This window comes from Fructilactobacillus sp. X8R2C1 (genome assembly GCF_059900955.1).
The window spans coordinates 226651-251902 of sequence record NZ_JBWXVI010000002.1 but is presented as its reverse complement, the minus strand read 5'-3'; the positions used below and the strand labels follow the sequence as shown (position 1 = coordinate 251902).

Below are 25252 nucleotides of genomic sequence, written 5' to 3'. Positions count from 1 at the left end.
TTTGATAATAGTGTCATTAACTAAGATTACTACTAAAGAGTTCGACCAAATGGTTCAAGCCGCCGCGGTCGTTCTTAATAATAATACGGATTTTATTAATTCGTTAAATGTTTTCCCAGTTCCAGACGGAGACACTGGAACGAACATGAGTTTGTCATTATCAAGTGGGGAAAGTTACGTCGATAAATCAAATGATGATACGATTGGAGGTAAAGCTTCTGCACTTGCTAAGGGGCTATTAATGGGAGCTCGAGGTAACTCTGGTGTCATTATGTCTCAGATTTTCCGTGGTTTTGCAAAAAACGTTGAAGGTAAAAAGGATCTTGATGCTCAAGAATTTGCAGATGCTATTATCGCTGGAGCTAAGACTGCTTATAGTTCGGTCATGAAGCCCACTGAAGGGACCATCTTGACGGTAGTTAGACTAGCTGCTAAAGCTGGTGAAAATACTGCTTCAGATACTGATGATGTTATAAAGGTAATGGACTCAATTCTTGATGCTTCTGAGAAAGCTCTTAAAAAAACTCCAGATCTTCTCCCAGTATTAAAGCAAGTGGGAGTGGTGGATTCTGGTGGACAGGGATTGGTATTTGTTTTTCAAGCTTTTGATGATGTTTTAAATGGTCGAAAGATTGAAGATAAGGGCGAACATCAACCTAATTCTGAAGAAATGAACGAAATGATTGATGTTGAGCATCATAAGAGTGCTCAAGGTAAATTAAACCCAGCAGACATTGTTTATGGGTATTGTACCCAAATTATGGTGCGAATTGGGAAGGGAAAGCAGGTTACCCAGAAATTCGACTACGATACTTTTTATAACTATCTGGCGAAATTAGGGGACTCACTTTTGGTTATTAATGATGATGAAGTGGTTCGCGTTCACGTTCACACGGAGCATCCTGGCAAGGTCTTATCGTGGGGACAACAATTTGGTGACTTAGCAACCGTTAAAGTTGATAACATGCGACTGCAACAAGAATCAATCATGGAAAGCGATGAAAAAGCTCAAAAGACCGATGATTTAAAGGAAGAAAAAGAGCATAAAAAGCCGCGTGACTTAGCAATTATTGCGGTGGTTGCGGGAGCAGGTTTAGAGAAGCTCTTTAAGAGCTTAGGAGTAACTAACATTATTAGTGGCGGACAAACGATGAACCCTAGTACGCAAGATATTGTTGACGCTGTTAATAACAGTAATGCTAAAAAAGCGATCGTTCTCCCTAACAATAAGAATATTTTCCTATCGGCAGAGCAAGCCCAGGGAATCACAGACATTCCGATGGAAGTTGTCCACACCAAGACAATCCCACAAGGATTAACCGCGATGTTCTCATTTGATCCTGATAGTACTTTTAAAGAAAACCAGAACCAGATGGACGACTCTTTAGATACCGTTAAAAGTGGCCAAGTGACGACTGCCGTTCGTGATACAAAGATTAATGGAATGGACATTAAAAAGGGTAGTTACATGGGAATTATTGATGGAGACATTCAGGTCCTTGGTTCTTCTTTAGATGATGCAGCTATTAAGATGCTGAAAAAAATGTTAGATGATGATAGCGAAAACGTTACGATTATTTTTGGAAAAGACGCTGATCAGGATGATGCTGATAAAGTTTCGAATGCTGCCTTATCAGTGGACGATGAATTAGAAGTTGAGACTCATGAGGGGGATCAACCAGTTTATCCGTTGATTATTTCCGTTGAATAGGTAATATTATATAGATAGATACTTAATAAGACTGCTAGTCCTTGTGGATTAACAGTCTTTTTAGGAGGTGAATTTGATGAGTGGGTTAGATGACCATGTGGAAACGCTTAGAGGAGTCGGTCCCAAAAAAGTTGAAGCTCTAAATGATTTGGGGATTGTGACCATTTATGATTTACTGACATACTTTCCATTTCGTTATGAAGATTTTCGAACTAAAGATCTTTCTGAAATTTCTGATCAGCAGGTGGTCACTCTGAAGGGTAAGGTTGCTATCAATCCAACGGTTAATTTTTTTGGAAGACGTAGAAGTCGTTTAACTATTAAGTTACTAGTTGGTAATGATGTGATTCCGGTGTCTTTTTTTAATCAGCCGTGGCTAAAGAAACAGGTTGAAGCCGGGGATGAAATTTTGATTTACGGAAAGTTTGATGCAAATAAAAAATCGATGGCCGGAATTAAAATTTTGAAAGCTGGTGATGGCGAAAAATTTGGTTCAATTTATCCTGCTAACCATAAGATTACCCAGAATACCATTCGCCAATTGGTAACCGAAGCCTATGATCAGTACCAAGGTCAAATTGAAGATTTCATCCCCAATTGGGTTTTAAAAAAGTATAAATTAGAAAATTTAAAAAGTGTCATTTCTAACATGCACTTTCCAAAAAATCAAAGAGCAGCAGCACTCGCACGTAGAACCGCAAAGTTTGATGAATTTTTCTTGTTTCAAATGCGAATGCAAACTTTAAAACATCAGAAAAATCAGGCCCCTAATTCTGCGATAACCATTAATCGTGCTAAATTACAGACGTTTGTGAGTTCTCTTCCGTACGAATTGACCCTGGCACAAAAAAAGGTTATTTCAGAAATTTTATCTGATCTAAAGCGTCCATATCAGATGAATCGGCTTTTACAGGGAGATGTTGGGAGCGGAAAAACGGTTGTAGCGGCTATCGCAATTTATGCTGCGGTTCTTTCTGGGAAACAAGCCGTAATAATGGCTCCCACTGAAATTTTAGCCGAACAACATGCTGACGGACTTGCTGAGCTTTTTAAGGATACTAGTGTTAACATTGGACTACTGACTGGTGATACTTCTAGAGCGGCTCGAAATGAACTTTTACCCCGTATTGAAAGTGGCGAGATTAACTTGGTGGTGGGTACTCATGCATTGTTTCAAAAAGAGGTTAAATACCATAATTTAGGATTAGCTGTCATTGATGAGCAGCATCGGTTTGGAGTTAACCAAAGAAAGGCCATGCGAGAAAAGGGTAAATCAACGAACGTGTTATCGATGACCGCTACGCCTATTCCACGAACTCTATCGATCACAGCGTATGGTGAAATGGATGTCTCGGTAATTGATGAGTTGCCAGGTGGTAGAAAACCAATTAAAACGGCTTGGATTAAGAATCAACAGATTGATGCAATGCTTAATTTTGTCAAAAAGCGCTTAAATCATGGAGAACAAGTTTACGTGGTAGTACCCCTTATCGGTGAATCTGAAGCAGTGGATATGAGAAACGTGACTGATACATACCAAAACTTTCAGCAAGAACTTGGTGATAAATACACGGTTGGCTTACTCCATGGTCAAATGAGTGATGAAGACAAAAATAAAGTAATGGATGCTTTTAAGACTAATAAGGTACAAGTTCTAGTTTCTACAACCGTAATTGAAGTCGGAGTTGACGTTTCCAACGCAAGTACCATTGTGATTTATGATGCTGACCATTTTGGGTTGGCTCAACTACATCAACTTCGGGGTCGTGTGGGGCGAGGGGACCAGCAAGCTTATTGTATTTTAATTGCTAATCCTAAAAATGAAACTGGTAGAAAACGAATGAATGTGATGTGTTCATCAACTGATGGTTTCTTTATTTCACAAAAAGATTTAGAATTAAGAGGTCCTGGGGACATTCTCGGTAAAAATCAGTCTGGAATGCCAACCTTTAAAGTTGGAGATCCAGTTGCTGACATTAATATTTTGAGCACAGCGCAGACCGTTGCAAAAGAAATTGTTGATGATGTTAACTGGGAACAGGAACCGCAAAATCGAAAGTTAGTAAAAAGACTTAAATCTTTAAATCAAGATGTTAAGTTTGATTAAGGAGCTTTGCCTATAATGATAAAAATTGCTGTTGATGCAATGGGTGGCGATAATGCACCTGATGAAATTGTCAGAGGGATTGAGCTTGCTCGTGATGAAATGGATCACGTGGAGTTTCAACTCTTTGGTGATTCTGATAAAATCAATTCGTTGTTAAATAACAAAGAAAATATCAAAGTGATTCAATCAGATGAAGTTATAAAAATGGAAGATGAACCCGTTAAAGCAGTAAAAGAAAAAAAGGGATCAAGTCTGGTCATGGCTGCTCGAGCTGTTAAAGATGGAACAGCTGATGCATTTTATTCCTGTGGAAATACTGGTGCCATTCTAGTTGCTGGTTTATTGATAATCGGTAGAATCAAAGGAATTGATCGTCCGGGACTGGTTACTACTTTACCAGTAATTGATAACGATACTGGTTTCACGTTAATTGATTGTGGAGCAAATGCTGATGCTAAGGTTGTTAACGTTTATCAGTATGCACTACTAGGTAAGTATTATGCTGAAAGAGTTTTAAAGATTAAAAATCCACGGGTTGGGTTGATTAATAATGGCACTGAGTCTGACAAAGGAAATAAGATTCATCAAAAAATGTATCGTGCTTTAAGAAAAAATGATGACATTAATTTTATTGGTAACATCGAATCACGAGGGTTGCTGAATGGAGTTACCGATGTAGCGGTAACCGATGGCTTTACCGGTAATGCGGTTTTAAAGAGTATTGAAGGAACTGCATTGTCAATGATTAATATGTTAAAAGACGGCATTATAAATGGTGGAGTGAAGTCCAAAGTGGGTGCTTTATTACTCAAGAATACTTTAAGAAAGATTGCCCACAAGATGGATTACACTAAGTATGGGGGTGCCGTCCTACTTGGATTGAAGGCCCCAGTGGTGAAGAGCCACGGTAGTAGTAAGGCTAAGACAATTAGAAATACGATACTTCAAATTCAGCAAATTATTAATTCTAATTTTGTTGATTCAGTGAAAGGATATTTTTCTAATCATACTGATGAAATGGATAGTATTAAAAATGGTGAGCAGTAGGAGGGATCACTGATGGATAGAGAAACAGTATTTAAAAAAGTAGCAGAAATCACCTCAAGTCGTTTTAAGGTTCCGGTTGATAAGGTAACGAATGACTTAAACTTTACTAATGATTTAGGCGCTGATTTTATTGATATGGCGGGATTTATCGTTGAATTAGAGGATGAATTTGGCGATGTTTTCACCAGTGAAAATACTGAGAATATCAGTGATGTCGGCGATCTAGTGAATGTAATTATGCGAGATATTGATCCAAAAACGAAAAAACACATTGCAAAGAAATAGATGATTCGTTGTTATGACGGGTCATTTTTTATTATGCAATTATCGTAATTTAGGCATTAATGATATAATTAAAAGAAAAAATGTTACCTTTGGAGGAAATAGAATTGCAAAAGCAGTTTGATGACTTGTTAAAAGACAAGTTTAATATTAAGTTTAACGATGAAGCACTTTTAGATGAAGCAATGACCCAAGCATCATACGTGAACGAGCATCCCGGTCAAGGATTAAAATTTTATGAACGTCTGGAGTTTTTAGGGGATGCTGTCTATCAATTAGTGGTTTCAGACTACATCTTTAGACGTTTTCCTGAATTACCACAAGGTCGACTGACTAGATTAAGAGCTGCTATGGTTAATGAGCATAGTTTTAGTCGTTTTGCCCGTGAATGTCATTTTGACAAGTATATTCGACTCGGCAAAGGTGAAGAAAAGGCGAATGCCAGACAACGTGACTCACTTTTATGTGATATTTTTGAATCATTTATTGGAGCGGTGTATCTCGATCAAGGAATAGAAACGGTGAGGAATTTTTGTCAGATTGTGATTTTCCCTAAGCTTGATGAGGGTTGGTTTGACGAATTCTTTGATCATAAAACTGAATTACAGGAAGTTGTTCAAGAAAATGGACCAGTTGATTTAGACTATGAACTAGTTAGTGAAGATGGTCCTGATAATGACCGTAAATTTAAAGTTGCGGTAAAAATTAACGGCAAAGAAATGGGAGTCGGGTTAGGACATTCCAAGAAAGATGCAGAACAGAAAGCGGCAAAGAAAGCACTCAATGAACTGGGAGTAAGCACAAGTATTAAGTAAATGAGGCATTAAGGTGAAGTTAAAATCAATTGAGATTGCAGGATTTAAATCTTTTGCAGATAAAACCACAATTGACTTTCAGGATGGGCTTACTGGAATTGTTGGTCCAAATGGTAGCGGAAAAAGTAATGTCATCGAGGCAATTCGTTGGGTTTTAGGTGAGCAGTCGGCCAAAACTTTACGTGGTAAAAAAATGTTAGACGTCATTTTCTCTGGGTCCAAGGGGCGCAGAGCTCTTAGTCGTGCAGAAGTTAGCATTTATTTTGATAATTCTGATCATTTTTTGGATTCTGATTATACCGAAATTAAAATCACACGTAAAGTTTATCGAAATGGTGATAGTTCTTATTCAATCAATGATAAAGATTGTCGTTTGAAGGATATTAATAATCTTTTTATGGATACTGGATTAGGTGAAGGTTCCCTTTCCATTATTTCTCAGGGGAATGTTGATGAAATTCTCAATGATGATGCTGAAAAAAGGCGATCAATTATTGAGACAGCTGCTGGAGTTTATCGATATAAAAAACAAAAGGTGGAAACTGAACAAAAGTTAGCTGATACTCAAGGAAATTTGGATCGAATCTCAGATATTATTAACGAGTTGGACAAACAAATTGGGCCTCTAAAGGAGCAAAGTGATGCTGCGTCCCTCTATTTGGATAAGAAAAAATATCTTGATCAATTGAAGTATTCTAAATTAGTGATTAAGATTAAAAATCATGAAGACGCAAAATTGAATCTAGAAAATGAACTTAAAAAGCAAGACACTACTTTTACTAATTTAAAAATAAAAGTTAAGGAAGTTAAAGAACGCAAACAAGGGTTAACGAATAAGATTAAAAGTTTGGGTCAAAAGCGTGAACAACTTCAAAATCAACTTTTAAGTGACACTAAATCACTCGAATCAGCTCATAGTGATCAGCAGTTATCTCAGCAACGACGTGAATTTAATCAACAAAAGATTAACGACTTAGAAAGTAAAGTAAGTGATTTAAAAGAGCAACTGGAAAACGTCAAAGACAATATTACTGACAACCAAAGTCAAATTAGTAAAAAGCAAGCTCTCATTTCCGACTATTCTCATAAGATGAAGCAGCTTGAAGCAGCTTCTATTCGGCAAAATTTATTAGAAAAACAAACAGAACTTGAAAATATAAGAAATGATTACATAGATTTGATGCAGTCATTAGCCAGTGCCAAGAATAATTTAAAGTTAATGCAAAAATTATCCAAGCGTAGTGATAGTGAGGTAAAAGAGAAGTACCAGCAAATTAATGCGATTGAAGATCAAAGCAACCTTTTAAAGCAAGAAATCACTTCAGAAGAGACCGAATTATCGAAACTTCAAAACAACCAGAAACAAATGGTGGATGAATTAAAGCAAGTTGATAAGAAGTTGTCAGATTCAAGGGACAAAGAAAAAGAATTAAAGGCAAGCTGGTATGCTGCATTACGTGTTTTTCAGGAGACTAAAACGGAACGAGATAGTATTAAGTCAATCTTGGAAAATCATAATTCGCTTTATCGCGGGACGCGAAACTTATTAAAAAGCAAAGCGAATTTAACTGGTATTAAAGGAACAGTAAGTGATTTTATTGAAGTTCCTGATCGTTATGTTATAGCCATTGAAACAGCACTGGGAAGTCAGATTCAGCAGGTTATCACCGGGAATGTTAAAGATGCTAGAGATGCAATTCACTATTTAAGCGAGAAGAAACTGGGAAGAGTTACGTTCTTGCCTATGAATGCCGTTAATGAACGTTATTTATCCTCTAATGTGTTAAATGTGGTAAAATCGATTTCTGGCTTTGTTGGAATTGCTTCGGACCTGGTCAAAATGCCAACGGATATGACACGGGTTAAGAATCACCTGATGGGTGGTACGATGATTGCGGTTGATTTAAAAAGTGCTACAAAGATCAGTAAGACAATTGGTCATAAGGCTAAAGTGGTAACTTTAGATGGGGATGTCGTTAATGCTGGAGGTGCAATCACTGGTGGATCAAATCACAACCAGTCCACTGGCTTACTAAGTCAAAAAGAAAAATTGGTCCACTTAAATCAGCAAGTTGAAGAAATGAGCCAGGAGATGAATGCTGGTGAGGAGACTATCAAAAAATTCCAAGATCAGCACACAATAAAGCAGGATAAGCACGATGAACTTCGTCAAAAATTAAATGAATTAAAAGGAGAGATTCAAGCTAAACAAAAAAGCATTAGTATGAATCAAAGTAGTTTAAAGGAGTCTCAAAGAAATGCTGATGCAATTCGATTACAATTAAAAAACACAACTAGTGATGATGGTGTAAATGAGATTGATCTTTCTCATAAGATTAATGATTTAAAAATGCAAATTAAGCAAAATCAGTCTAAGAATACCTCAATCAAAAGTCAGATTGAAAAACTTACTCGGAATGTTAACGAAAATAATATCAAATCATCTGAAATCAAAGAAAAGTTGATTCGCTTAAAGGAACAAAATAGTCAACTCAAGTCCAGCAGGGAAAGTCTTTTAAAACAAAGGTTGAATTTTGAAACTCAATTAAAAAGCTTAGCCAATAGTATAAATGGACTTAAGCAATCAATTAATCAAGAAGTGGTGGCAGTAAAAACTAATATTCCCGAACTAGAACAACAAATCCAAAGTACTAAGCGGGATATTAACGATCTTAATTCAAAAATTGATAAGTTTAACCAAGATGATCAAAAATATGATCATCAAGTTTCCGATCTTCAGGATCGTTTAATTTCTCAAACAGAAATAGTTCAAAAGCTAGAATCGAATTTAAAAACTGCTATAGATAACCTTGATTCTGAGCGTTATCAACGCGATAACATGATTAAAGGAACTAGCTCAATGAAGAAGGTGGAACTTGCATTACCCGAAATCGATTCATTGATTAAATCCATCCAATCTAAAATTGACGAGTTGGGTCCGATTAATGTTAATTCAATTGATGCCTATGCAGAAGTGAAAGATCGTTACGAATTTATGAATCATCAACTTGATGATTTAATTGAATCTAAGAGCCAACTGATTGGGATAATGAATGAAATGGATCAAACGGTAAAAGTTAAATTTAGCGAAACTTATGATAAAATTGCAACTGCGTTTAGTCATATTTTTCGCAATATTTTTGGTGGTGGGGAAGCCAAACTAAAAATGGATGACCCGCATCATTTACTTACAACCGGGATCGATATCTTGGTAAAACCACCCGGAAAGAAATACCGTAATCTCAATTTACTTTCTGGTGGTGAGAAAGCTCTAACGGCTTTGGCACTGCTTTTTTCAGTTCTTGAGGTAAAACCAGTTCCGTTTGTAATATTGGATGAAGCTGAATCTGCTCTTGACCCTGCTAATGTGGATCGTTTTGCGCGGTATATGCAGAGTTTAAAGAATAATACACAATTTATTGTAATTACTCACAGAAAGGAAACGATGGTCTATGCGGATCATCTTTATGGAGTTACAATGCAAGATTCGGGTGTATCTAAGGTTGTTTCGGTCAACTTGGATGAATCTAAAAAGCTAGGAGAATAATTATGGGTTTATTTGATATTTTTAAAAGTAAGAAGAAGGAATCTGACGACAAAGAGAACGAAACCAAGCAGTCTAAAAGAGAAGATGAGAAAGCAAAGGCTACTGGTGACGACACCTCTGATCGAGGTGACCACTTTCAACAAACTGAAGAAAATGAAGTTAGTCAGAAAAATGATGGATCAAGTGAGAGTAAGAATGATGGAGCTGATGTTTCTGAAGAACCGGAAGAACAAACGCAAACATCAAAAGATGGTGTTCGAAGCACTGACGATAACAAGTCAGATGAAAAAGGCCAGTCTATGGTTGATACAGATCATTCTTCTAATAAAAATGAAGATGTCAAAGAGTCTACTGATGATGTAACTAAGCAGCCTGAATCAACTGAAAAAGCATACGAACATGGTCTGGCAAAATCACGGTCTTCGTTTGGACAAAAATTAAATGCGCTATTTGCTAATTTTCGCTCAGTTGATGATGATTTCTTTGATGATTTAGAAGATACGCTGGTTGAATCCGATGTTGGATTTGAAACTGCAATCCAACTAACTGATGAACTAAAAGAAGAAGTTAAATTAAAAAATGCCAAGAAACCAAAAGAAGTTCAAAATCTAATCGTCCAAAAGATGATCGATTTGTATGATGCACCAAGTGATAAAGATAGTTCAATCAAATTATCTCAAACTGGCCCAACTGTGATTTTATTTGTTGGTGTCAATGGAGTTGGAAAAACGACAACCATTGGTAAGATGGCCAATAATTTTAAAAAGCAAAATAAAAAGGTGCTTTTAGCGGCTGCTGATACATTTAGAGCGGGCGCCATTGAACAATTAGATGAATGGGCTAAACGTGATGGTGTTGATATTGTTAAAAAGTCCGCTGGTAGTGATCCAGCTTCGGTTGTTTTTGAAGCAGTAGATAAAGCCAAAAAAGAAAATTATGATGTTTTATTTGTTGATACAGCTGGAAGATTGCAAAATAAAGTTAATTTAATGAATGAACTTGCTAAAATTGATAAGGTCATTAAGCGTGAAATTCCAGACGCACCTCAAGAAGTGTTGCTGGTGATTGATGCAACTACTGGTCAAAATGCTTTGAATCAAGCCAAGATGTTCAATGAAATCACTAACATTACGGGAATTGTTTTAACAAAGCTTGATGGAACTGCCAAGGGTGGAATTGTAATTGCAATCAAAAATAAGTTTAATATTCCGGTAAAGTTCGTTGGACTTGGAGAAACGGTTAATGATTTGCGTAAATTTGATTCTAAGAGCTTTATTGACGGTTTATTTAAGGGATTAATTCAAGACAATTAGTGGTGACTTTAGATGGACATTAAAAAGAATAATCGGATTAATGCTTTGTATGATTTTTATGGTGAATTACTCACTAAGAAACAGGCAGAGTACATTCAAGAATACTATGCAGATGATTTTTCGTTAGGTGAGATTTCAGAAAATTTCAATATTAGTCGCCAAGCGGTTTATGATAACATTAAAAGAACTGAGCAAATTCTCGAAGATTACGAGGGGAAAATGCACCTATATCAATTGTTTGTATTACGCAATCGGCAAACCGATGAAATTAGAGATTACGTTAAGAAGTATTATCCAAATGATGAACACTTAAATGAGTTGGTGGATCACTTAGAAATTACGGAAGAAAATTAGGGGTGAAAAGATGGCTTTCGAAGGTTTAACCGATCGATTACAAAAAGCTTTTAAAAACTTAAGAGGAAAAGGCAAGGTTAGCGAATCTGATTTGCGTGAAACGATGCGGGAAATTAGATTAGCATTACTAGAAGCGGACGTTAACTTTAAGGTGGTTCGTCAGTTTGTAAAGAAGGTTCAAGAAAAAGCTAAGGGAGCTGACGTCCTTGAAGGACTAAATCCAGCCCAACAAATTGTTAAGATCGTTAACGATGAACTGACTAACATGATGGGTGAGTCTGCGACTCCACTAGTTAAATCAGACAAGATTCCTACAATCATTATGATGGTAGGACTTCAAGGAGCAGGTAAAACTACTTCAGCGGGTAAATTAGCTAAAAGGCTTAAATATGAAGATAATGCGCGTCCATTAATGATCGCTGCCGATGTTTATCGTCCCGCAGCAATTGAACAGTTAGAAAAGGTGGGCGAACAAGTTGATGTTCCAGTATTTCAAGAGGGAACGGATGTTGACCCAGTACAAATTGTTCAAGATGGTTTAAAGGAAGCTAGCAAGAAGAATAACGATTATGTGTTAATTGATACGGCCGGTCGGCTTCAAATTGACGAAAACTTGATGGATGAATTAAAGAATATTAAAGAGGTGGCCAATCCAAATGATATTCTTTTAGTTGTTGATGCTATGACAGGTCAAAATGCCGTTGATACGGCGGTCGGATTTAACGATGCTTTAGATATTACCGGGGTTATTCTAACAAAGTTAGACGGAGATACTCGTGGTGGAGCTGCTTTGTCAATCAGGGCTGTGACTGACAAACCAATTATGTTTGTGGGTCAAGGTGAAAAATTAGATGATTTGGACGTATTTCACCCAGATCGAATGGCTTCTCGAATTTTGGGAATGGGAGACATGCTCTCGTTCATCGAAAAGACTCAGAAAGAGTATGATGAAAATCAAGCTAAGGAATTAACCGAAAAAATCAAGGAAAATTCTTTTGATTTTGATGATTTTGTTGATCAATTAGAACAAATTCAAAAGATGGGTCCAATTCAAGATTTGGTTAAAATGATTCCAGGAATGGCTAATAATCCGGCATTGAAGAATTTAAACGTTAATCCCAAAGATTTAGACCATATTAAAGCGATTATCTATTCAATGACTGATGAGGAACGATCCAATCCGGATGTGTTAAATCCTTCAAGGAGACGTCGAATTGCTCGCGGATCGGCTCAACCGATTCAACAAGTCAATCGACTCATTAAACAATTTGATCAAATGAAGAAAATGATGAACAAAGTGTCTAACGGAAATATGTCGGGTTTGTCAAATATGATGGATTCTGCTGGAATGGGTGGAGGAATGACTGGTAAATTGTCGAATCTCGCCATGAAGCGGATGAGTCGCAAGATCAAAAAGAATAAAAAGAAGCGACGAAAAAATAAAAAAAGACATTAATTTCAGACTGTAAAGAAAAAAGCCTTTACATCACTAATATTTATTGGTAATATTAGTAACTGTTAAGAAAACTATTAGGAGGTGTGTTTATGTCATTAAAAATTAGATTAAGAAGAATGGGTTCAAAGAAGCGTCCATTTTACCGTATCGTGGTTGCTGACTCACGTAGTCCTCGTGACGGTCGTTTTATCGAAAATGTTGGTACTTACAATCCATTAACTGAACCTGATCAAGTAACTTTAAAAGAAGAATCAATCATGGACTGGTTGGAAAAAGGTGCTAAACCTTCTGATACTGTTCGTAATATTTTGTCAGATGCAGGTATTATGAAACAATTACATGATGCTAAATTAGCAGCTAAGAAATAAGTGATTGATTATGGTTAATTTTGATAATTTAATTAAAACAATCGTTAAGCCATTAGTTAAATTTCCTGATGATATTAGTATTAATCATCAGGATACTGATCAATTTAGCGAATATATATTGTCTACCAATCCTAATGACGTTGGACGTATTATTGGAAAAAAGGGTCGAGTTGCTCAGACGATTCGAACCATAATTTATAGTGTTCACGTTAATGATGGAAAGCGAATTAAACTCGTTATTGATGATGGCAAAGATTAGCTCTTAGATAAAACTCGTTTTTATTTAAGAGTTTTTTTATAGAAATAGGTGAACTATGGATTACTTAGAAATTGGAAAATTAGTAAATACTCAGGGAATTAAAGGTGAAGTACGAATAAAACCTACTACTGATTTTATTGATCAACGCTTTAAAGTTGGTAATCTTGTTTATGTATTCCCCAAAGACGGAAAAATGGAAGAATTGAAGATTGACGGGGTTAGAAGCCATAAGGGATTTATTCTGTTGCATTTTGCTGGTCGCAATTCCATAAATGATGTTGAATACCTTAAACCTGCCATCCTAAAAATTACGTCGGAGCAAAGAAAAAATACTGACTTACAACCAGGCGAATATTTCTATCAACAAATTATCGGCATGGATGTTATCGATAAAGATGATAATAAAATTGGTGTAATAAGGGATATTATGGATATGCCTGCCAATGATGTCTGGGTAGTGGAGCGTAAAAATAAAGATGATTTGTTACTTCCAAAGATTGATTCGGTCGTAAAAAAAGTGGATATTCCTAATCATAAAGTAGTCGTTGAGTTAATGGAGGGAATGCAGTAACGATGAAGATCGATATATTGAGCCTTTTCCCTAATATTTTAAAGGGCCCTTTGAGTGAATCTATTATCGGTAAGGCCATTGAAAAAGAAATCATAAATATTGATATTATTAATTTTCGTGATTTTTCGACTAATAAACATCATAACGTGGATGATACCCCCTTTGGTGGGGGAGCTGGAATGTTACTTAAGCCTCAACCAATGCTTGATGCTTTTACGCATTCTCAAGAAGTTTCAGAAAAACAGGGTTATTCATCTGGTAGAGTCATTTTAACTGATCCGGCAGGGAAAAGATTTGATGAAAACGATGCTGCAAAACTCTCCGGGGAGGACCATTTAACCTTTTTGTGTGGTCACTATGAGGGGTTTGACGAACGAATTAAATCTGTAGTAACTGACGAGTACTCAATTGGTGATTTTGTCCTGACGGGTGGTGAATTGCCTGCGCTAGTAATGATTGATGCGACCGTTCGACTCATTAAGGGTGTCCTTGGTAATCAAGAGTCAGCTCCAGGAGATTCTTTTTCAAGTGGATTGCTTGAATATCCTCAATACACGCGACCAGCAGACTTTAGGGGGTTAAAAGTTCCACCGATTTTAACTAGTGGTGATCATCAAAAAATTGATGATTGGCGACAGAAGGAATCTTTAAGAAAGACATATTTAAGACGACCAGATCTGATTAATTACAACAAACTGTCAAAAAGGCAAAAGGAATTATTGGCGGACGTTAAAATTGAGGAAGAAGATCTGTAAGTATTGAGTTTTTTGGTTTGTATGTTATAATTTTAAGTGGTCTTTTATGGCTAAATAAAACGGTATTCCGCTGTCGAGAAGATAAGAATGCTAGTTAGGAGAAATGATTATGCGTCAAAATAAATTGATTGATAAGATCAATAGTGATCAACTTCGTTCAGATATTCCTGAATTTCGTGTCGGTGATACCGTTACGGTTTCCGTAAAGGTTGTTGAAGGTAGTAACGAACGTATTCAGAAGTTTACTGGTGTTGTAATTAAACGTCATGGTTCAGGCATTCAAGCTACTTACACAGTAAGAAGAATTGCCAGTGGAGTTGGGGTTGAAAGAATCTTCCCATTACATTCACCACGAATTGCTAAGATTGATGTTGTTAGACGTGGTTCAGTTCGTCGTGCTAAGTTGTATTACTTACGTGATCGTTCTGGTAAGGCTGCTCGTATTAAAGAAGCAAGTCGTAAGCATTAATTTTATGTAAAAAAAAGAGTTCGCATTGCGAACTCTTTTTTTATTGGTCATCAACTTCTTTAGCAGTTTTAGTACCTCTTCGACTGTTGTATTCATACATTAACCAACCAACCAATGCAAAAGCTAGTGGTCCCACAATGGTCCAGAAGGCGGTGGTGTAATCATGAGTCAAGATTGGTTGAATAGCAGTAAAACCAATTCCTAACACTAGTACAACCAAGATAATGGTTACCATGATGTTAGTGACAATTCGGTTCTTGTAAAAGACAAAGGGACGAGGAACATTTTTTAGTTTCTTGAAGAATGGAAAAGCTCCAACTAAGAATAAGTAGGGGAAAGTTGTCGAAATATTAGCCATATCAGTTAAAATTAAGTAAAATTGTTGAGCATTATTGCCACTGAAAGAAATGACAAAGATAACGGCAACAACGACGAATGCTTGAATCCACATTGCAAACCCTGGCATGCCATGTTTGTTTAATTTAACCACTTTTTTAGGCCATAAATCTGGATTAGATCCCTCAATAAATGATTTGATTGGGGAATATATCAGAACAAAGAAAGAACCTAAGTATGGAATAAACATCCCTAAACCGGCTACTCGGGCCATGAAGCGACCAAATTCCATTGCTGATCCAGCTGAAAAGCCAAGGGTTTTAGCGAAAACATAACCAAGGTTATTCATTAAAACGTAAGTGATGTTACCCAAGTTGACCGAACCCTTTCCGACAACTTCATGCCAGTTAGCTGTAATACCAACCAAAAAAATGGATCCAGAATAGATGACTGCCATGATGATTGCCGCAATGATGACCCCACGGGGGAAAGTCTTCGTAGGATTTTTGACCTTATCAACGACTCCACCAATTGATTCCATTCCTCCATACGCAAAAATCGCATAAACAACAAATGACATGATGGCGATTGGGGTTACGAATAATGGATTAGGGGATTGAATGAAACTTTTAGCGCCATTGACTGGTTCAGCAAGTTGGCCCTTATTTAAGACCCAAACAATTACTGATAAGATAGCAAAGATCAGTGGCAAAGCAATTGATAATACTCCCCCGATGTTTGCAATCTTAGCAATTGAATCAAAACCATGAGTCGCACACAAAGTAATAATTAAAATCCAGGCAATCCCGAGGATTCCAATTGTTTGCATTGGGGTAAAAATTCCGAACAAATGCCATGTTTGGGTTTTGTCCGTTCCGAAAATAATGTTAGAAAATGGGATCCAAACCTTAGAAGAAGTCGAGATCATCCAAATGATCCATGATGATAACCAGATAAAGGTTCCGATGAAGGCTAAGCGTTCACCAATTGACTCTTTAAGCCAGGAATAAATTCCACCTTTAGCACTACTGAAAGTCGAACCATATTCGGCAAACATTAATGAAACCGGTAAGAAAAATACTAGTGCTCCAAATATGTACCAGATAATACTGGCGTAGCCCATTTGATCATAGGCGACGGTCGTATTACCAAAGCCAAATATCGCAGTGAGTATCATTAAAACTAAAGACATTAAGCCTAATTTACTTTGCTTTTTCCCTTTAGACATAAAGTCACTCTCCTTGATTAAATTTAATGGAAATACTAATAAAGTATACTCTCTTTTTTTATAGATTTAAATCTTGGTGATAGTTAAGAGGAGAGAAGTCCGTTGAGTTTGTAATCAAGTATTGACCAAGGTTCTTAAAGCTACGCAAAGCGAGTTTACTTGTCTTAGAACTGGCCTCATTAGCAAGCTGAGTTAGTTCTGTTGAATCCAAGCCGTGGGACTCCTGTTCTACCCGCTGTAAAATTTGTTCGTATTGTTCGATTAAACTTTGTTGCACGTTTTTAAGTTTGTCACCAAATTCAAGGTAGTGGGGGTCAACTAAGATTCCAACTAGCTTGAAGATCCAGTAAGCCGATTTAGGATCAAAATCCATCTTGACGTGGTACTTATATGCTTTGGGAGTATCAGAAATTCCCTCAAGAAATGGGACGTAAGTACTCTGAGCCGCTACACCCATGGAAAGCCAGTGAATTCCACCAATTTCAATTGGTAGATTAGGTTTGATTTGGAGCACGTGTGATTCTTGGGTTTTGGCTAAACTCACGGGACGAAATCGAGTTCGATCAGCTTCTTCGCCTGCACCAATTGGATCGAACTGAGTTCCCTGATAGTGTGAACTGAGCAACTTTTGGGCATCGAGTGCCGATATTAATTCTTCACTTTTCCTTGTAAAGGGGAGGTCTTGGGAAGTGGGATCCTGCTTGATTTCTGGGTTAAACATTTTTTGTCCGTACCAAACTCGAGGGATGTTGTAGTAGGTGTCTGATAAGTCATGGGTTCCAAAAATGTGTCTAAAGTTAAAACCAGAACGATCCGGATTTAAATTGTTTTTTGATACAAAGTCCCTAATCCCTGGTGACCACATGAAGTGATCATTATCTTTAAAGTTAACTTCTTCAATGGCCATTTGATTAGCAACGATGGCGTATTCATCGTCAGGAATTCTTTCAGCGATCCATTGGTGTCCGGAACCGATCTCTAAGTACCAAACTTCTTCTTTATCAGACATAAGGACTCCGTTGTTTTCACTGGCCCCATATTTTTCAACAATGTTACCAAGACGTTTGACGGCTTCTTTTGCGGAATGGACATAAGGCAAGACTACGGTTACCATGGCTTCTTCGCCGATTCCATCTTTTACAAGGGGATCATAACCTAGGACACGTGCGTTAGCGTACGTACTTTCAGTTGCACTCATAGCAACCCCATATTCGTTAATACCATCCTCTTCAAATAAACCATCTTGGTCGGTCCATTCGGGAGTGGCAGTGTATTTTCCCCGTGTTTTTGGTAGCGGCATTTTGAAGCCGTTATCAGTTGATTTGAATTCCTGATCATCCTGATGCTCCTTATGTTCATGGACAACAAATCGTTTTGGCCATGATGCTTTAGCATCTTCATTGCGACCAATTAAAGTGCTGCCATCAACCGTGGCATCTTTTCCAACTAAAATGCTGGTACATGCGGAATATTCATTAAAACTTGTCATTTAGATTGCCTCCTATTAAATCACATGTAAGTATTCTACCATATTGCCTTTGTTATGGTATAACTTCACGTTTGGTATGCTAAATTACTTAGGGTATAATTAACACATAACATTTATTTGAAAAAACGAGGGAAAATATGAGTAGCAAGCAATACATAATGGCAATTGATGAAGGAACGACCTCTGCTCGAGCAATGTTATTTGATCATGATGGCCAGATTGTGGGAAAAGTGCAACGTGAGTTTAAACAATCTTTTCCTCATCCAGGGTGGGTAGAACAAGATCCAATTGAAATTTGGAATGCCGTTGAATCTGTGATTTCTGAGGTATTGATTAACTCTGAAGTTCCTCCCTATAAAGTGCGAAGTATCGGCATTACTAATCAACGTGAGACGACTGTAATTTGGGATAGACGAAGTGGAAAGCCCATCTACAACGCTGTGGTGTGGCAATCAAAACAGACCAGTGAAATTGCTGATCGGTTAATAACTGATGGTTACGCTGATTTAATTCACCAAAAGACGGGACTGATTGTTGATTCTTATTTTGCTGGTACGAAAATTAGATGGATTTTAGATCATGTAAAGGGATCCCAGAAACGGGCAGAGAATGGAGATTTATTATTTGGAACCATTGATTCATGGTTGCTATGGAATCTGACCGGCGGAACCGTTCATGCCACTGATTATACTAATGCTAGTAGGACAATGTTATATAACATCAACGATTTGAAATGGGATGATGATCTGTTAGAGCTCTTCGATATTCCTAAGAAAATGTTACCTAAAGTGAAACCATCGTCACACTTCTTTGGATATACGAAGGGATACTCATTTTTAGGGGTACAGATTCCAATTGCCGGAATTGCTGGTGACCAACAAGCATCATTATTTGGACAATTAGCATTACAACCCGGAATGACGAAGAATACTTATGGAACGGGTGCCTTTATTATGATGAATACAGGAAAAACGCCAAGGTTTTCTAGTAATGGATTGTTAACCACAATTGCCTACGGATTGAATGGAGAAGTTAAATATGCTTTAGAAGGTAGCATTTTTGTGGCTGGATCGGCAATTCAATGGTTAAAGGATGAGATGGGTTTAATTTCATCGGCTAAGGCCTCTGAGCAAATGGCTTATGATGCCAAAACGAGTGACGGAGTTTACGTAGTGCCAGCGTTTACTGGACTAGGGGCACCATATTGGGATCAGGAAATTCGTGGATCGATTTTTGGCTTGACATCATCAACGACACGTAATCAATTAGTTCGTGCGACCATTGAATCGTTAGGATTTCAAACAAAGGATGTTCTTGATACGATGGTAGAGGAGACTAAGATTCCGGTTAAATCACTAGTAGTAGATGGTGGAGCTGCTAAAAATGATTACTTAATGCAGTTTCAAGCCGATATTTTAAATGATCAAATTGAACGGTCATTAATTTCAGAGACTACGGCACAGGGAGCAGCTTATCTGGCTGGTTTGGCTGTTGGATTTTGGAAGGATATTGATGAAATTAAAAGAAGTAAGCGTGTTGGTACTTTTTTTGAATCACATATGAGTGGCGATAAAAGAAAAAAACTATACAAGGGATGGAAGATGGCCGTGAGAGCTGCCAAGCAATTTGAATAATAAGGACTTATCAGTATGAAATTACCTGAAGATTTTAAAAGTAAATATCATAATCTGTTAAAAGATGATTATCAAAGTTTTATTGATTCTTTTGATGAAGACTCTTACAATGCCTTTCGAACTAATCCGCTCAAAACTAAAGCTGATGTTCGTTTGGATATGACAAGCCCGATTTCCTATACCCAAAATGGTTATTACGGAAAAATTAGCGGGAAAACCGTCGAGCATCAGAGTGGTTACGTTTACAGTCAGGAGCCATCTGCCATGTACGTAGCAGAGGTGGTTGATCCTAGTGCGGGAGATCAGGTATTAGACTTGTGTGCTGCCCCAGGAGGAAAGTCGACTCATTTGGCTGGTATGATGAAAAACAAGGGCTTACTTGTATCAAATGAGATTGACCGGAGCCGAGCTAAGATTCTAGTTGAAAATCTTGAACGGTTTGGGGTGTGGGATCCTTTAATCTTGAATGAAGATCCACATAACCTGTCAAAGCATTTTCCAAGGTATTTTGATAAGATCTTGATTGACGCACCATGTTCGGGTGAGGGAATGTTTAGAAAAAATCATGACGCAACAAAATACTGGTCAATTGATTATCCGAAAGAGTGTGCTGTGCGGCAAAAAGACATTGTAAGAGAAGCCGTTAAGATGTTAAAACCAGGTGGACAATTGATTTATTCAACTTGTACTTTTTCACCAGAAGAAGACGAACAGATAATTGCTTGGATCTTAGCTAATTATGATTTTAAGGCTCTCCCGATTAAGAAGTATGATGGGATGATCGACGGAAAACCGGAATGGGCGGATGGAAGCGAAGAGTTAACTAAAACGGCTCGTCTGTTTCCTAACTTATTTAAAGGTGATGGGCATTTTATTGCCAAGTTGCAGAGTACAGATGTTGGAAAATCCAAAAAGATTAAGCATCAAAGAAGTAACGTCTCAAGTAGTATAAAAAAAGAGTGGAAAGAGTTCTGTAACGTTAACTTTAAGCGCGATTTTTTGACAAAAGATTTTCTAGAATTTGGGAGTACCCTGTATTCATTTAATCCGGCAATCCCCGATTTAGATGGTTTAAAAGTAATGCGACCCGGAACGCCACTTGGAACGATTAAAAAGAATCGGATTGAGCCTTCGTATGCATTGGCATTGGCAATTAATCCTAATGACGTAAAAAACATCGTTAAAATTACTGATCATCAGTGGCAGAGTTATGTCCATGGTGACACCGTTGCCGTGGATCCCAACTTAAAGAAGGGGTGGTACTTAATTCAATGTCGCGGAATGAGTGTTGGATTTGGTAAAGTCGTGAATGGGACGTTAAAAAACTTTTTCCCTAAGGGATTAAGGTTTAAAGCATGAGAAAATAAAAAGACCTTCGTTTAAAAAACGAAGGTCTTTTTATTTGCGCTGATTTAAGTAATTTTGTAATTCTGGACTGGTTACTGATTCACATTGACGCAGTTCATTAATGTTGTGTGCGCCTAGTGCGGTGAAAATGGATTTAATGCCAATAATCCAATCGTTAATCATTTTCACGGTCTCGTCTTCACCGTCATCAATTAGTTTCACCAAAATCTGACTCGCAATGCCAACGGCATCGGCACCCAAATACAAGGATTTGACGATTTCCATGGGATTAGTGATGCCACCAGTTGCTACGATGTTCATGCTAGGAACTTTTTGGGATTCAAAGAGAGATTCCACCGTGGTAATTCCCCAGTCTTTAAAATAGTCCATTTCTTTTTGATGACGACGGAAGTTCTCAATTTGAGCAAAGTTAGTTCCGCCACGACCCCCAATGTTTACATATTCAACTCCAAGGTCCAAAAGGGTTTGAATTGATTTAGAACTCATCCCGAATCCAACTTCCTTGACGATTACTGGTACTTTAATATTTTGGACAATGTTTGAAATATTGGATAGCCAGTTAAATGAATTTGATCCCTCGGGCATGATGAGTTCTTGAACTGAATTAACGTGGATCTCTAATGCATTAGCTTGAAGAATATCAATTGCTTGCTCAGCCGCTTTTGGGGTTGTCCCAGCACCAATGTTAGCAAAGATCAGTCCATCTGGGTTTTGCTTTCTAATGATCGAAAAGGTATCGATTAGTTCCGGATGTTTGATTGCTACACTCTCTGATCCCGAAGCCATTGCGATTCCGCATCTTTTGGAGATAGCGGCTAGGTGATAATTTAGTTTTTTGGTATACTCACTGCCACCAGTCATCGCTTCAATGTAAAAGGGGACCCTTAAAGACAGCGAGCCTAATTGAGTCGAGATATCTACATCCTGATATGTCATTTCAGGGAATGTTACTGGCATAAAATGAACCTGATCGAATCCAGCTTCAGATTCTATGTGGTGAAATTTTTTAGCAAGCGAGACGTGTTCATCTTTTCGATGTGACTGTTGGTTAGTCATTTGTTTCTCCTAATTATTATGAATATTAAGGTCTAGTAGCTTAATTCCATGGCGGTTCCAATCGCTAACAAGATCATCGATATTATCATCCTTATTAATAATGACGATCCCACAATCACCACCACCTGCTCCCGAAGTTTTGGCTGCACCACCAAAATGATCGGCAATGTCAATTAATTCTTTTAGCTTGGGGGTTTCAATTTCAACGTTGGCAAATTCACCGAGTTTTAAAAGGAGTTTGCGGTTGTTTTCAATGTTCCTTTGGATCATTTCCAGATTAGAACTTTTAAAGCCATTAACAATATTTAAGACACACTCCTGACTGAAGTGAAGAAAGTCTTGATAAAGTTCAGAATTTCTGGCTTTTTTTAGCTCCACTCGATCAACTAGATTTGAAGTTGAAGCGGGTGAACCTGACCATCCAATTAATAATTGTAAATTCTTTGGTGCTGTTAGCGGCATAATTTTTAAACTAGGCCACTTTAAATCTAACAGTTCCACTAAATCCACATCTTTACGGGCATTGGCTAACCACTGTCGGTCAAATGAATGGTAAGCAATCCAACCGCCGAATACACTAGCAGCTACATCGCCTAATGAACCATTTCCTTGAACTTCAAAATGAGCAATTGCGGCTAGCTTGAAGAGCTGCATCGTTGAAAGGTTAATGTCGTAGAATTCGCATAAGGCTTTAACGGTTGCAACCGTGACGGCAGCTGAAGAACCTAATCCGTACTTACGTCCGTCGGCACTATCGAGTTCACTATTTACGATGATATCGTATGTTTTTAAACTTTTATTGAGAGTTTCAACGTATTCTTCAGTTACTTTAATCGCTGAAATGATGTACTGAAAAGGATTATCACGATTATCGAAGACCATGCGATGGCCTAATCTCTTCCAATGGAGCATATTTTCATCGTACTGTTTTGAATAGATGCTTCCAAAATCTGAACTTGCTTTAATGCCAACCCTAACAAAGCGATCACATGCAGCGATGATAGCAGGGTAGCCGGTCTCAACTACTGCATATTCACCAGCTACGTACAATTTGCCCGGTGCTTTTGCGGAAATCATGTAATTAATTACTCCCTTAATTTAAATATTCGATTCCAGGACCTGGAGTGGTAGCAACCACGTTTGATGATCCAAAAGTGCTTTTAAATCGATTTACAACTTGGTTTAAATTATCATGTTGGACTAACACTTTTACATTTGGACCAGCGTCAATTGTAAAATAGCAACTGATGCCATTGTCTCTTAATTCGTGAACAATTTGAATTGCTTTAAGTGTATCTCCATTAAAATATGTAAAAGCTGGATCGGAACTGAACGTGAGGGCGTGCATTTTCATGGCATTTTCCTCAGCAGTGTGGCCCATTAAGTCGAAGTTATGAGTACGAATTGCTTTTCTCATCGTGGTCATGTCATGACTAGTAACTTTTTTCCATGATTGATAGTAAGGGGAGGTGGACTTAGAAATTTTCATACCCTCTCTACTAGAAATCTTTTTTTCGTTTCGATTAATAATAACAGCTACTAGGTTAATGTCCCAATCAATGTCTTCTTCAATTGGAATGGCAAAGGAAGTTTCGTCACTATGACCCTTTTCCCATTTGACGAAACCGCCAAAAATAGAGCGCGTTGCTGAACCTGATCCTCGTCTAGCGAGCCTAGAAAGATCTTTTTTAGAAAGATTCATTCCAATGGCTTTACTAGAAGCGGCAGCGAGAGCAGCAAACCCTGAAGCAGATGAAGCAAGCCCAGCAGCAGTAGGGATATTGTTATTTGTCTTAACGTGGGCGTGAATATCAACATTGGCTTTTTTTCGAACGATGTCAAGAAAACTGACAATCTTTTTTCCTTCCGAATCATTAATTAGATGATTGTTAAAAGTGATTTGATCAGAACTTAGAGATGGGTCAAAGCGAACTTCAGTATCGGTATAGAAGTCATTTAAAGTTAAAGACAGGCTACTGTCTTCTGGAATAATGAGTTGACTATTGGCCTTCCCCCAATATTTGATTAGTGCAATATTAGTATGAGCACGAGCCTTCTGGGTTCTATAGATATTAGTATTGTCGGACATAATAAATCTCCTTACTTCATTTCATTTAATGATTGGACCCAAACTCCTTGTGCTCCACTTTGTTTAAGGGTTGTCTTGATTTTTTGCGTGGTGGTTTTAGAATCTGACAGAGCAATAATGCATCCACCGAGTCCGCTTCCCGTTAGTTTAGCACCGAGGGCACCCGCCTGATTAGCAGCATTTACCAGGGTATTAATTTCCGTTGAACTAACTCCCAATTTTGAAAGATCATTTTGGGCCAGATTCATTAATTTGCCGGTTTGTTTGAGTTTATTGTATGTCAGAGAATGTTTAGCTGCTTCAGCTAAATCCCCGAGGTCGTTAATTAAATCATTCGTATTTTGAAAGTTATGGTCCATTTCATCTCTTACCATTGAAACTGCCGTGGAAGTATTACTTGAGATACCAGTATCAGCAATGATGAGATTTCCTGCGTTTGAAACAGGAAAATCGTAAAACTGACCCTTTTCAAATAAGATTGGATTAAGCGCACTGACGGTTTTAGCGTCAATTCCACTTGGATTACCATGAGTTATCTTTTCTTCTACATCGGTAAATTTCTTAAGCTGGTCGGCGTTCAACTGGTGATTAAAGAAATGAAAAAAGGCTTTGGTAACTGCACTAGCGGTTGCAGCGGATGAACCCATCCCTCTCCCCAACGGAATTGCACTATCAATTTTGATATTAATTGGGATGTTATTAGGATTTAATGATTGGTTAAGACGATTAATAAGTGTCTGTAATCCATTCATTGAAGAAGGGAGAGCACTAATTGGACCATGGTAGTATTTACTGAATAGTTGATTGTTACCATCAGAAGTAATGGTGGTTTTCACTTTAATTTGTGGCACAGGAAAAACAATCGCAGGCTTTTGGTAGACGGCACTGTGCTCACCTAAAAAAATTATTTTTGCATGACTCAACCCGGTTGCAGTCGTGTTCATATTTCAATCGCTCACTTTCCAAACATACCTATTTTATCATAATTTAGAACATGA

The 25252-nt window shown here is 37.6% G+C and carries 22 protein-coding genes; 16 read left to right on the top strand and 6 right to left on the bottom strand.

Translation table 11 applies throughout. The features are described from left to right. Positions 1–10: 10 nt before the first annotated feature. From AC6UD6_RS03365 to rplS, 14 genes are all read left to right on the top strand, one after another. A complete protein-coding gene (locus AC6UD6_RS03365) occupies positions 11–1711 on the top strand; it encodes a DAK2 domain-containing protein (protein ID WP_500695681.1) in 1701 nt (566 codons plus the stop codon). A gap of 76 nt (positions 1712–1787) precedes the next feature. Continuing rightward, positions 1788–3818, top strand: a complete 2031-nt coding sequence (recG, locus tag AC6UD6_RS03360) for an ATP-dependent DNA helicase RecG (protein WP_500695680.1) — start codon at positions 1788–1790, stop codon at positions 3816–3818. A gap of 15 nt (positions 3819–3833) precedes the next feature. Beyond that, positions 3834–4865, top strand: coding sequence for a phosphate acyltransferase PlsX (gene plsX, locus AC6UD6_RS03355; protein WP_500695679.1), 1032 nt, complete (start codon positions 3834–3836; stop codon positions 4863–4865). A gap of 12 nt (positions 4866–4877) precedes the next feature. Next, positions 4878–5150, top strand: coding sequence for an acyl carrier protein (locus AC6UD6_RS03350; RefSeq protein WP_500693715.1), 273 nt, complete (start codon positions 4878–4880; stop codon positions 5148–5150). An 80-nt stretch (positions 5151–5230) separates the two neighbouring features. Continuing rightward, positions 5231–5962, top strand: a complete 732-nt coding sequence (gene rnc, locus AC6UD6_RS03345) for a ribonuclease III (protein ID WP_500693716.1) — start codon at positions 5231–5233, stop codon at positions 5960–5962. A gap of 13 nt (positions 5963–5975) precedes the next feature. Then, positions 5976–9509: a chromosome segregation protein SMC gene (gene smc / locus AC6UD6_RS03340; RefSeq protein WP_500695678.1), complete on the top strand. Its 3534-nt coding sequence runs from the start codon at positions 5976–5978 to the stop codon at positions 9507–9509. A gap of 2 nt (positions 9510–9511) precedes the next feature. After that, the gene (ftsY, locus tag AC6UD6_RS03335; RefSeq protein WP_500695677.1) at positions 9512–10822 is read left to right on the top strand and encodes a signal recognition particle-docking protein FtsY; all 1311 of its coding nucleotides are present in this window, start codon (positions 9512–9514) and stop codon (positions 10820–10822) included. A gap of 12 nt (positions 10823–10834) precedes the next feature. Continuing rightward, complete coding sequence (locus tag AC6UD6_RS03330) at positions 10835–11176, top strand: putative DNA-binding protein (RefSeq protein WP_500695676.1); 342 nt, start codon at positions 10835–10837, stop codon at positions 11174–11176. Between the two features lie 10 nt (positions 11177–11186). Further along, a complete protein-coding gene (gene ffh, locus AC6UD6_RS03325; RefSeq protein ID WP_500695675.1) occupies positions 11187–12632 on the top strand; it encodes a signal recognition particle protein in 1446 nt (481 codons plus the stop codon). Positions 12633–12721: 89 nt separating this feature from the next. Beyond that, positions 12722–13000, top strand: a complete 279-nt coding sequence (rpsP, locus tag AC6UD6_RS03320) for a 30S ribosomal protein S16 (RefSeq protein ID WP_500693721.1) — start codon at positions 12722–12724, stop codon at positions 12998–13000. Between the two features lie 10 nt (positions 13001–13010). Next, positions 13011–13259: a KH domain-containing protein gene (locus AC6UD6_RS03315; protein WP_500693722.1), complete on the top strand. Its 249-nt coding sequence runs from the start codon at positions 13011–13013 to the stop codon at positions 13257–13259. A gap of 55 nt (positions 13260–13314) precedes the next feature. Then, the gene (gene rimM, locus AC6UD6_RS03310; protein ID WP_500695674.1) at positions 13315–13830 is read left to right on the top strand and encodes a ribosome maturation factor RimM; all 516 of its coding nucleotides are present in this window, start codon (positions 13315–13317) and stop codon (positions 13828–13830) included. 2 nt (positions 13831–13832) lie between these two features. After that, positions 13833–14585 (top strand): tRNA (guanosine(37)-N1)-methyltransferase TrmD, encoded by a 753-nt coding sequence (gene trmD, locus AC6UD6_RS03305; RefSeq protein WP_500695673.1) that lies wholly within the window; start codon positions 13833–13835, stop codon positions 14583–14585. A gap of 109 nt (positions 14586–14694) precedes the next feature. Further along, positions 14695–15054: a 50S ribosomal protein L19 gene (gene rplS, locus AC6UD6_RS03300; RefSeq protein WP_500695672.1), complete on the top strand. Its 360-nt coding sequence runs from the start codon at positions 14695–14697 to the stop codon at positions 15052–15054. A 40-nt stretch (positions 15055–15094) separates the two neighbouring features. Here the strand turns inward: rplS and yjeM are convergent, their stop codons facing one another. Then, the gene (yjeM, locus tag AC6UD6_RS03295) at positions 15095–16618 is read right to left on the bottom strand and encodes a glutamate/gamma-aminobutyrate family transporter YjeM (protein ID WP_500695671.1); all 1524 of its coding nucleotides are present in this window, start codon (positions 16616–16618) and stop codon (positions 15095–15097) included. 58 nt (positions 16619–16676) lie between these two features. Continuing rightward, positions 16677–18107 carry a C69 family dipeptidase gene (locus tag AC6UD6_RS03290; RefSeq protein WP_500695670.1) on the bottom strand — a complete coding sequence of 477 codons (1431 nt, stop codon included), beginning with the start codon at positions 18105–18107 and terminating at the stop codon, positions 16677–16679. A 137-nt stretch (positions 18108–18244) separates the two neighbouring features. On the opposite strand from AC6UD6_RS03290, the gene glpK reads away from it, so the two are divergent. Both glpK and AC6UD6_RS03280 read left to right on the top strand, forming a co-directional pair. After that, positions 18245–19741, top strand: a complete 1497-nt coding sequence (gene glpK / locus AC6UD6_RS03285; protein WP_500695669.1) for a glycerol kinase GlpK — start codon at positions 18245–18247, stop codon at positions 19739–19741. 15 nt (positions 19742–19756) lie between these two features. Beyond that, entirely contained in the window at positions 19757–21100 is a 1344-nt protein-coding gene (locus tag AC6UD6_RS03280) for an RsmF rRNA methyltransferase first C-terminal domain-containing protein (RefSeq protein ID WP_500695668.1), read from the top strand. Positions 21101–21139: 39 nt separating this feature from the next. Here the strand turns inward: AC6UD6_RS03280 and fni are convergent, their stop codons facing one another. Genes fni through mvk form a run of 4 tightly spaced genes read right to left on the bottom strand, consistent with a single transcriptional unit; the run spans position 21140 to position 25198 of the window. Further along, entirely contained in the window at positions 21140–22165 is a 1026-nt protein-coding gene (fni, locus tag AC6UD6_RS03275; RefSeq protein ID WP_500695667.1) for a type 2 isopentenyl-diphosphate Delta-isomerase, read from the bottom strand. A 9-nt stretch (positions 22166–22174) separates the two neighbouring features. Then, positions 22175–23242, bottom strand: coding sequence for a phosphomevalonate kinase (locus AC6UD6_RS03270; RefSeq protein ID WP_500695666.1), 1068 nt, complete (start codon positions 23240–23242; stop codon positions 22175–22177). A 16-nt stretch (positions 23243–23258) separates the two neighbouring features. Further along, on the bottom strand, positions 23259–24254 hold the full coding sequence (gene mvaD, locus AC6UD6_RS03265; protein ID WP_500693732.1) for a diphosphomevalonate decarboxylase: 996 nt from the start codon (positions 24252–24254) through the stop codon (positions 23259–23261). An 11-nt stretch (positions 24255–24265) separates the two neighbouring features. Further along, positions 24266–25198 carry a mevalonate kinase gene (gene mvk, locus AC6UD6_RS03260; RefSeq protein WP_500695665.1) on the bottom strand — a complete coding sequence of 311 codons (933 nt, stop codon included), beginning with the start codon at positions 25196–25198 and terminating at the stop codon, positions 24266–24268. Between the last annotated feature and the right edge of the window lie 54 nt (positions 25199–25252).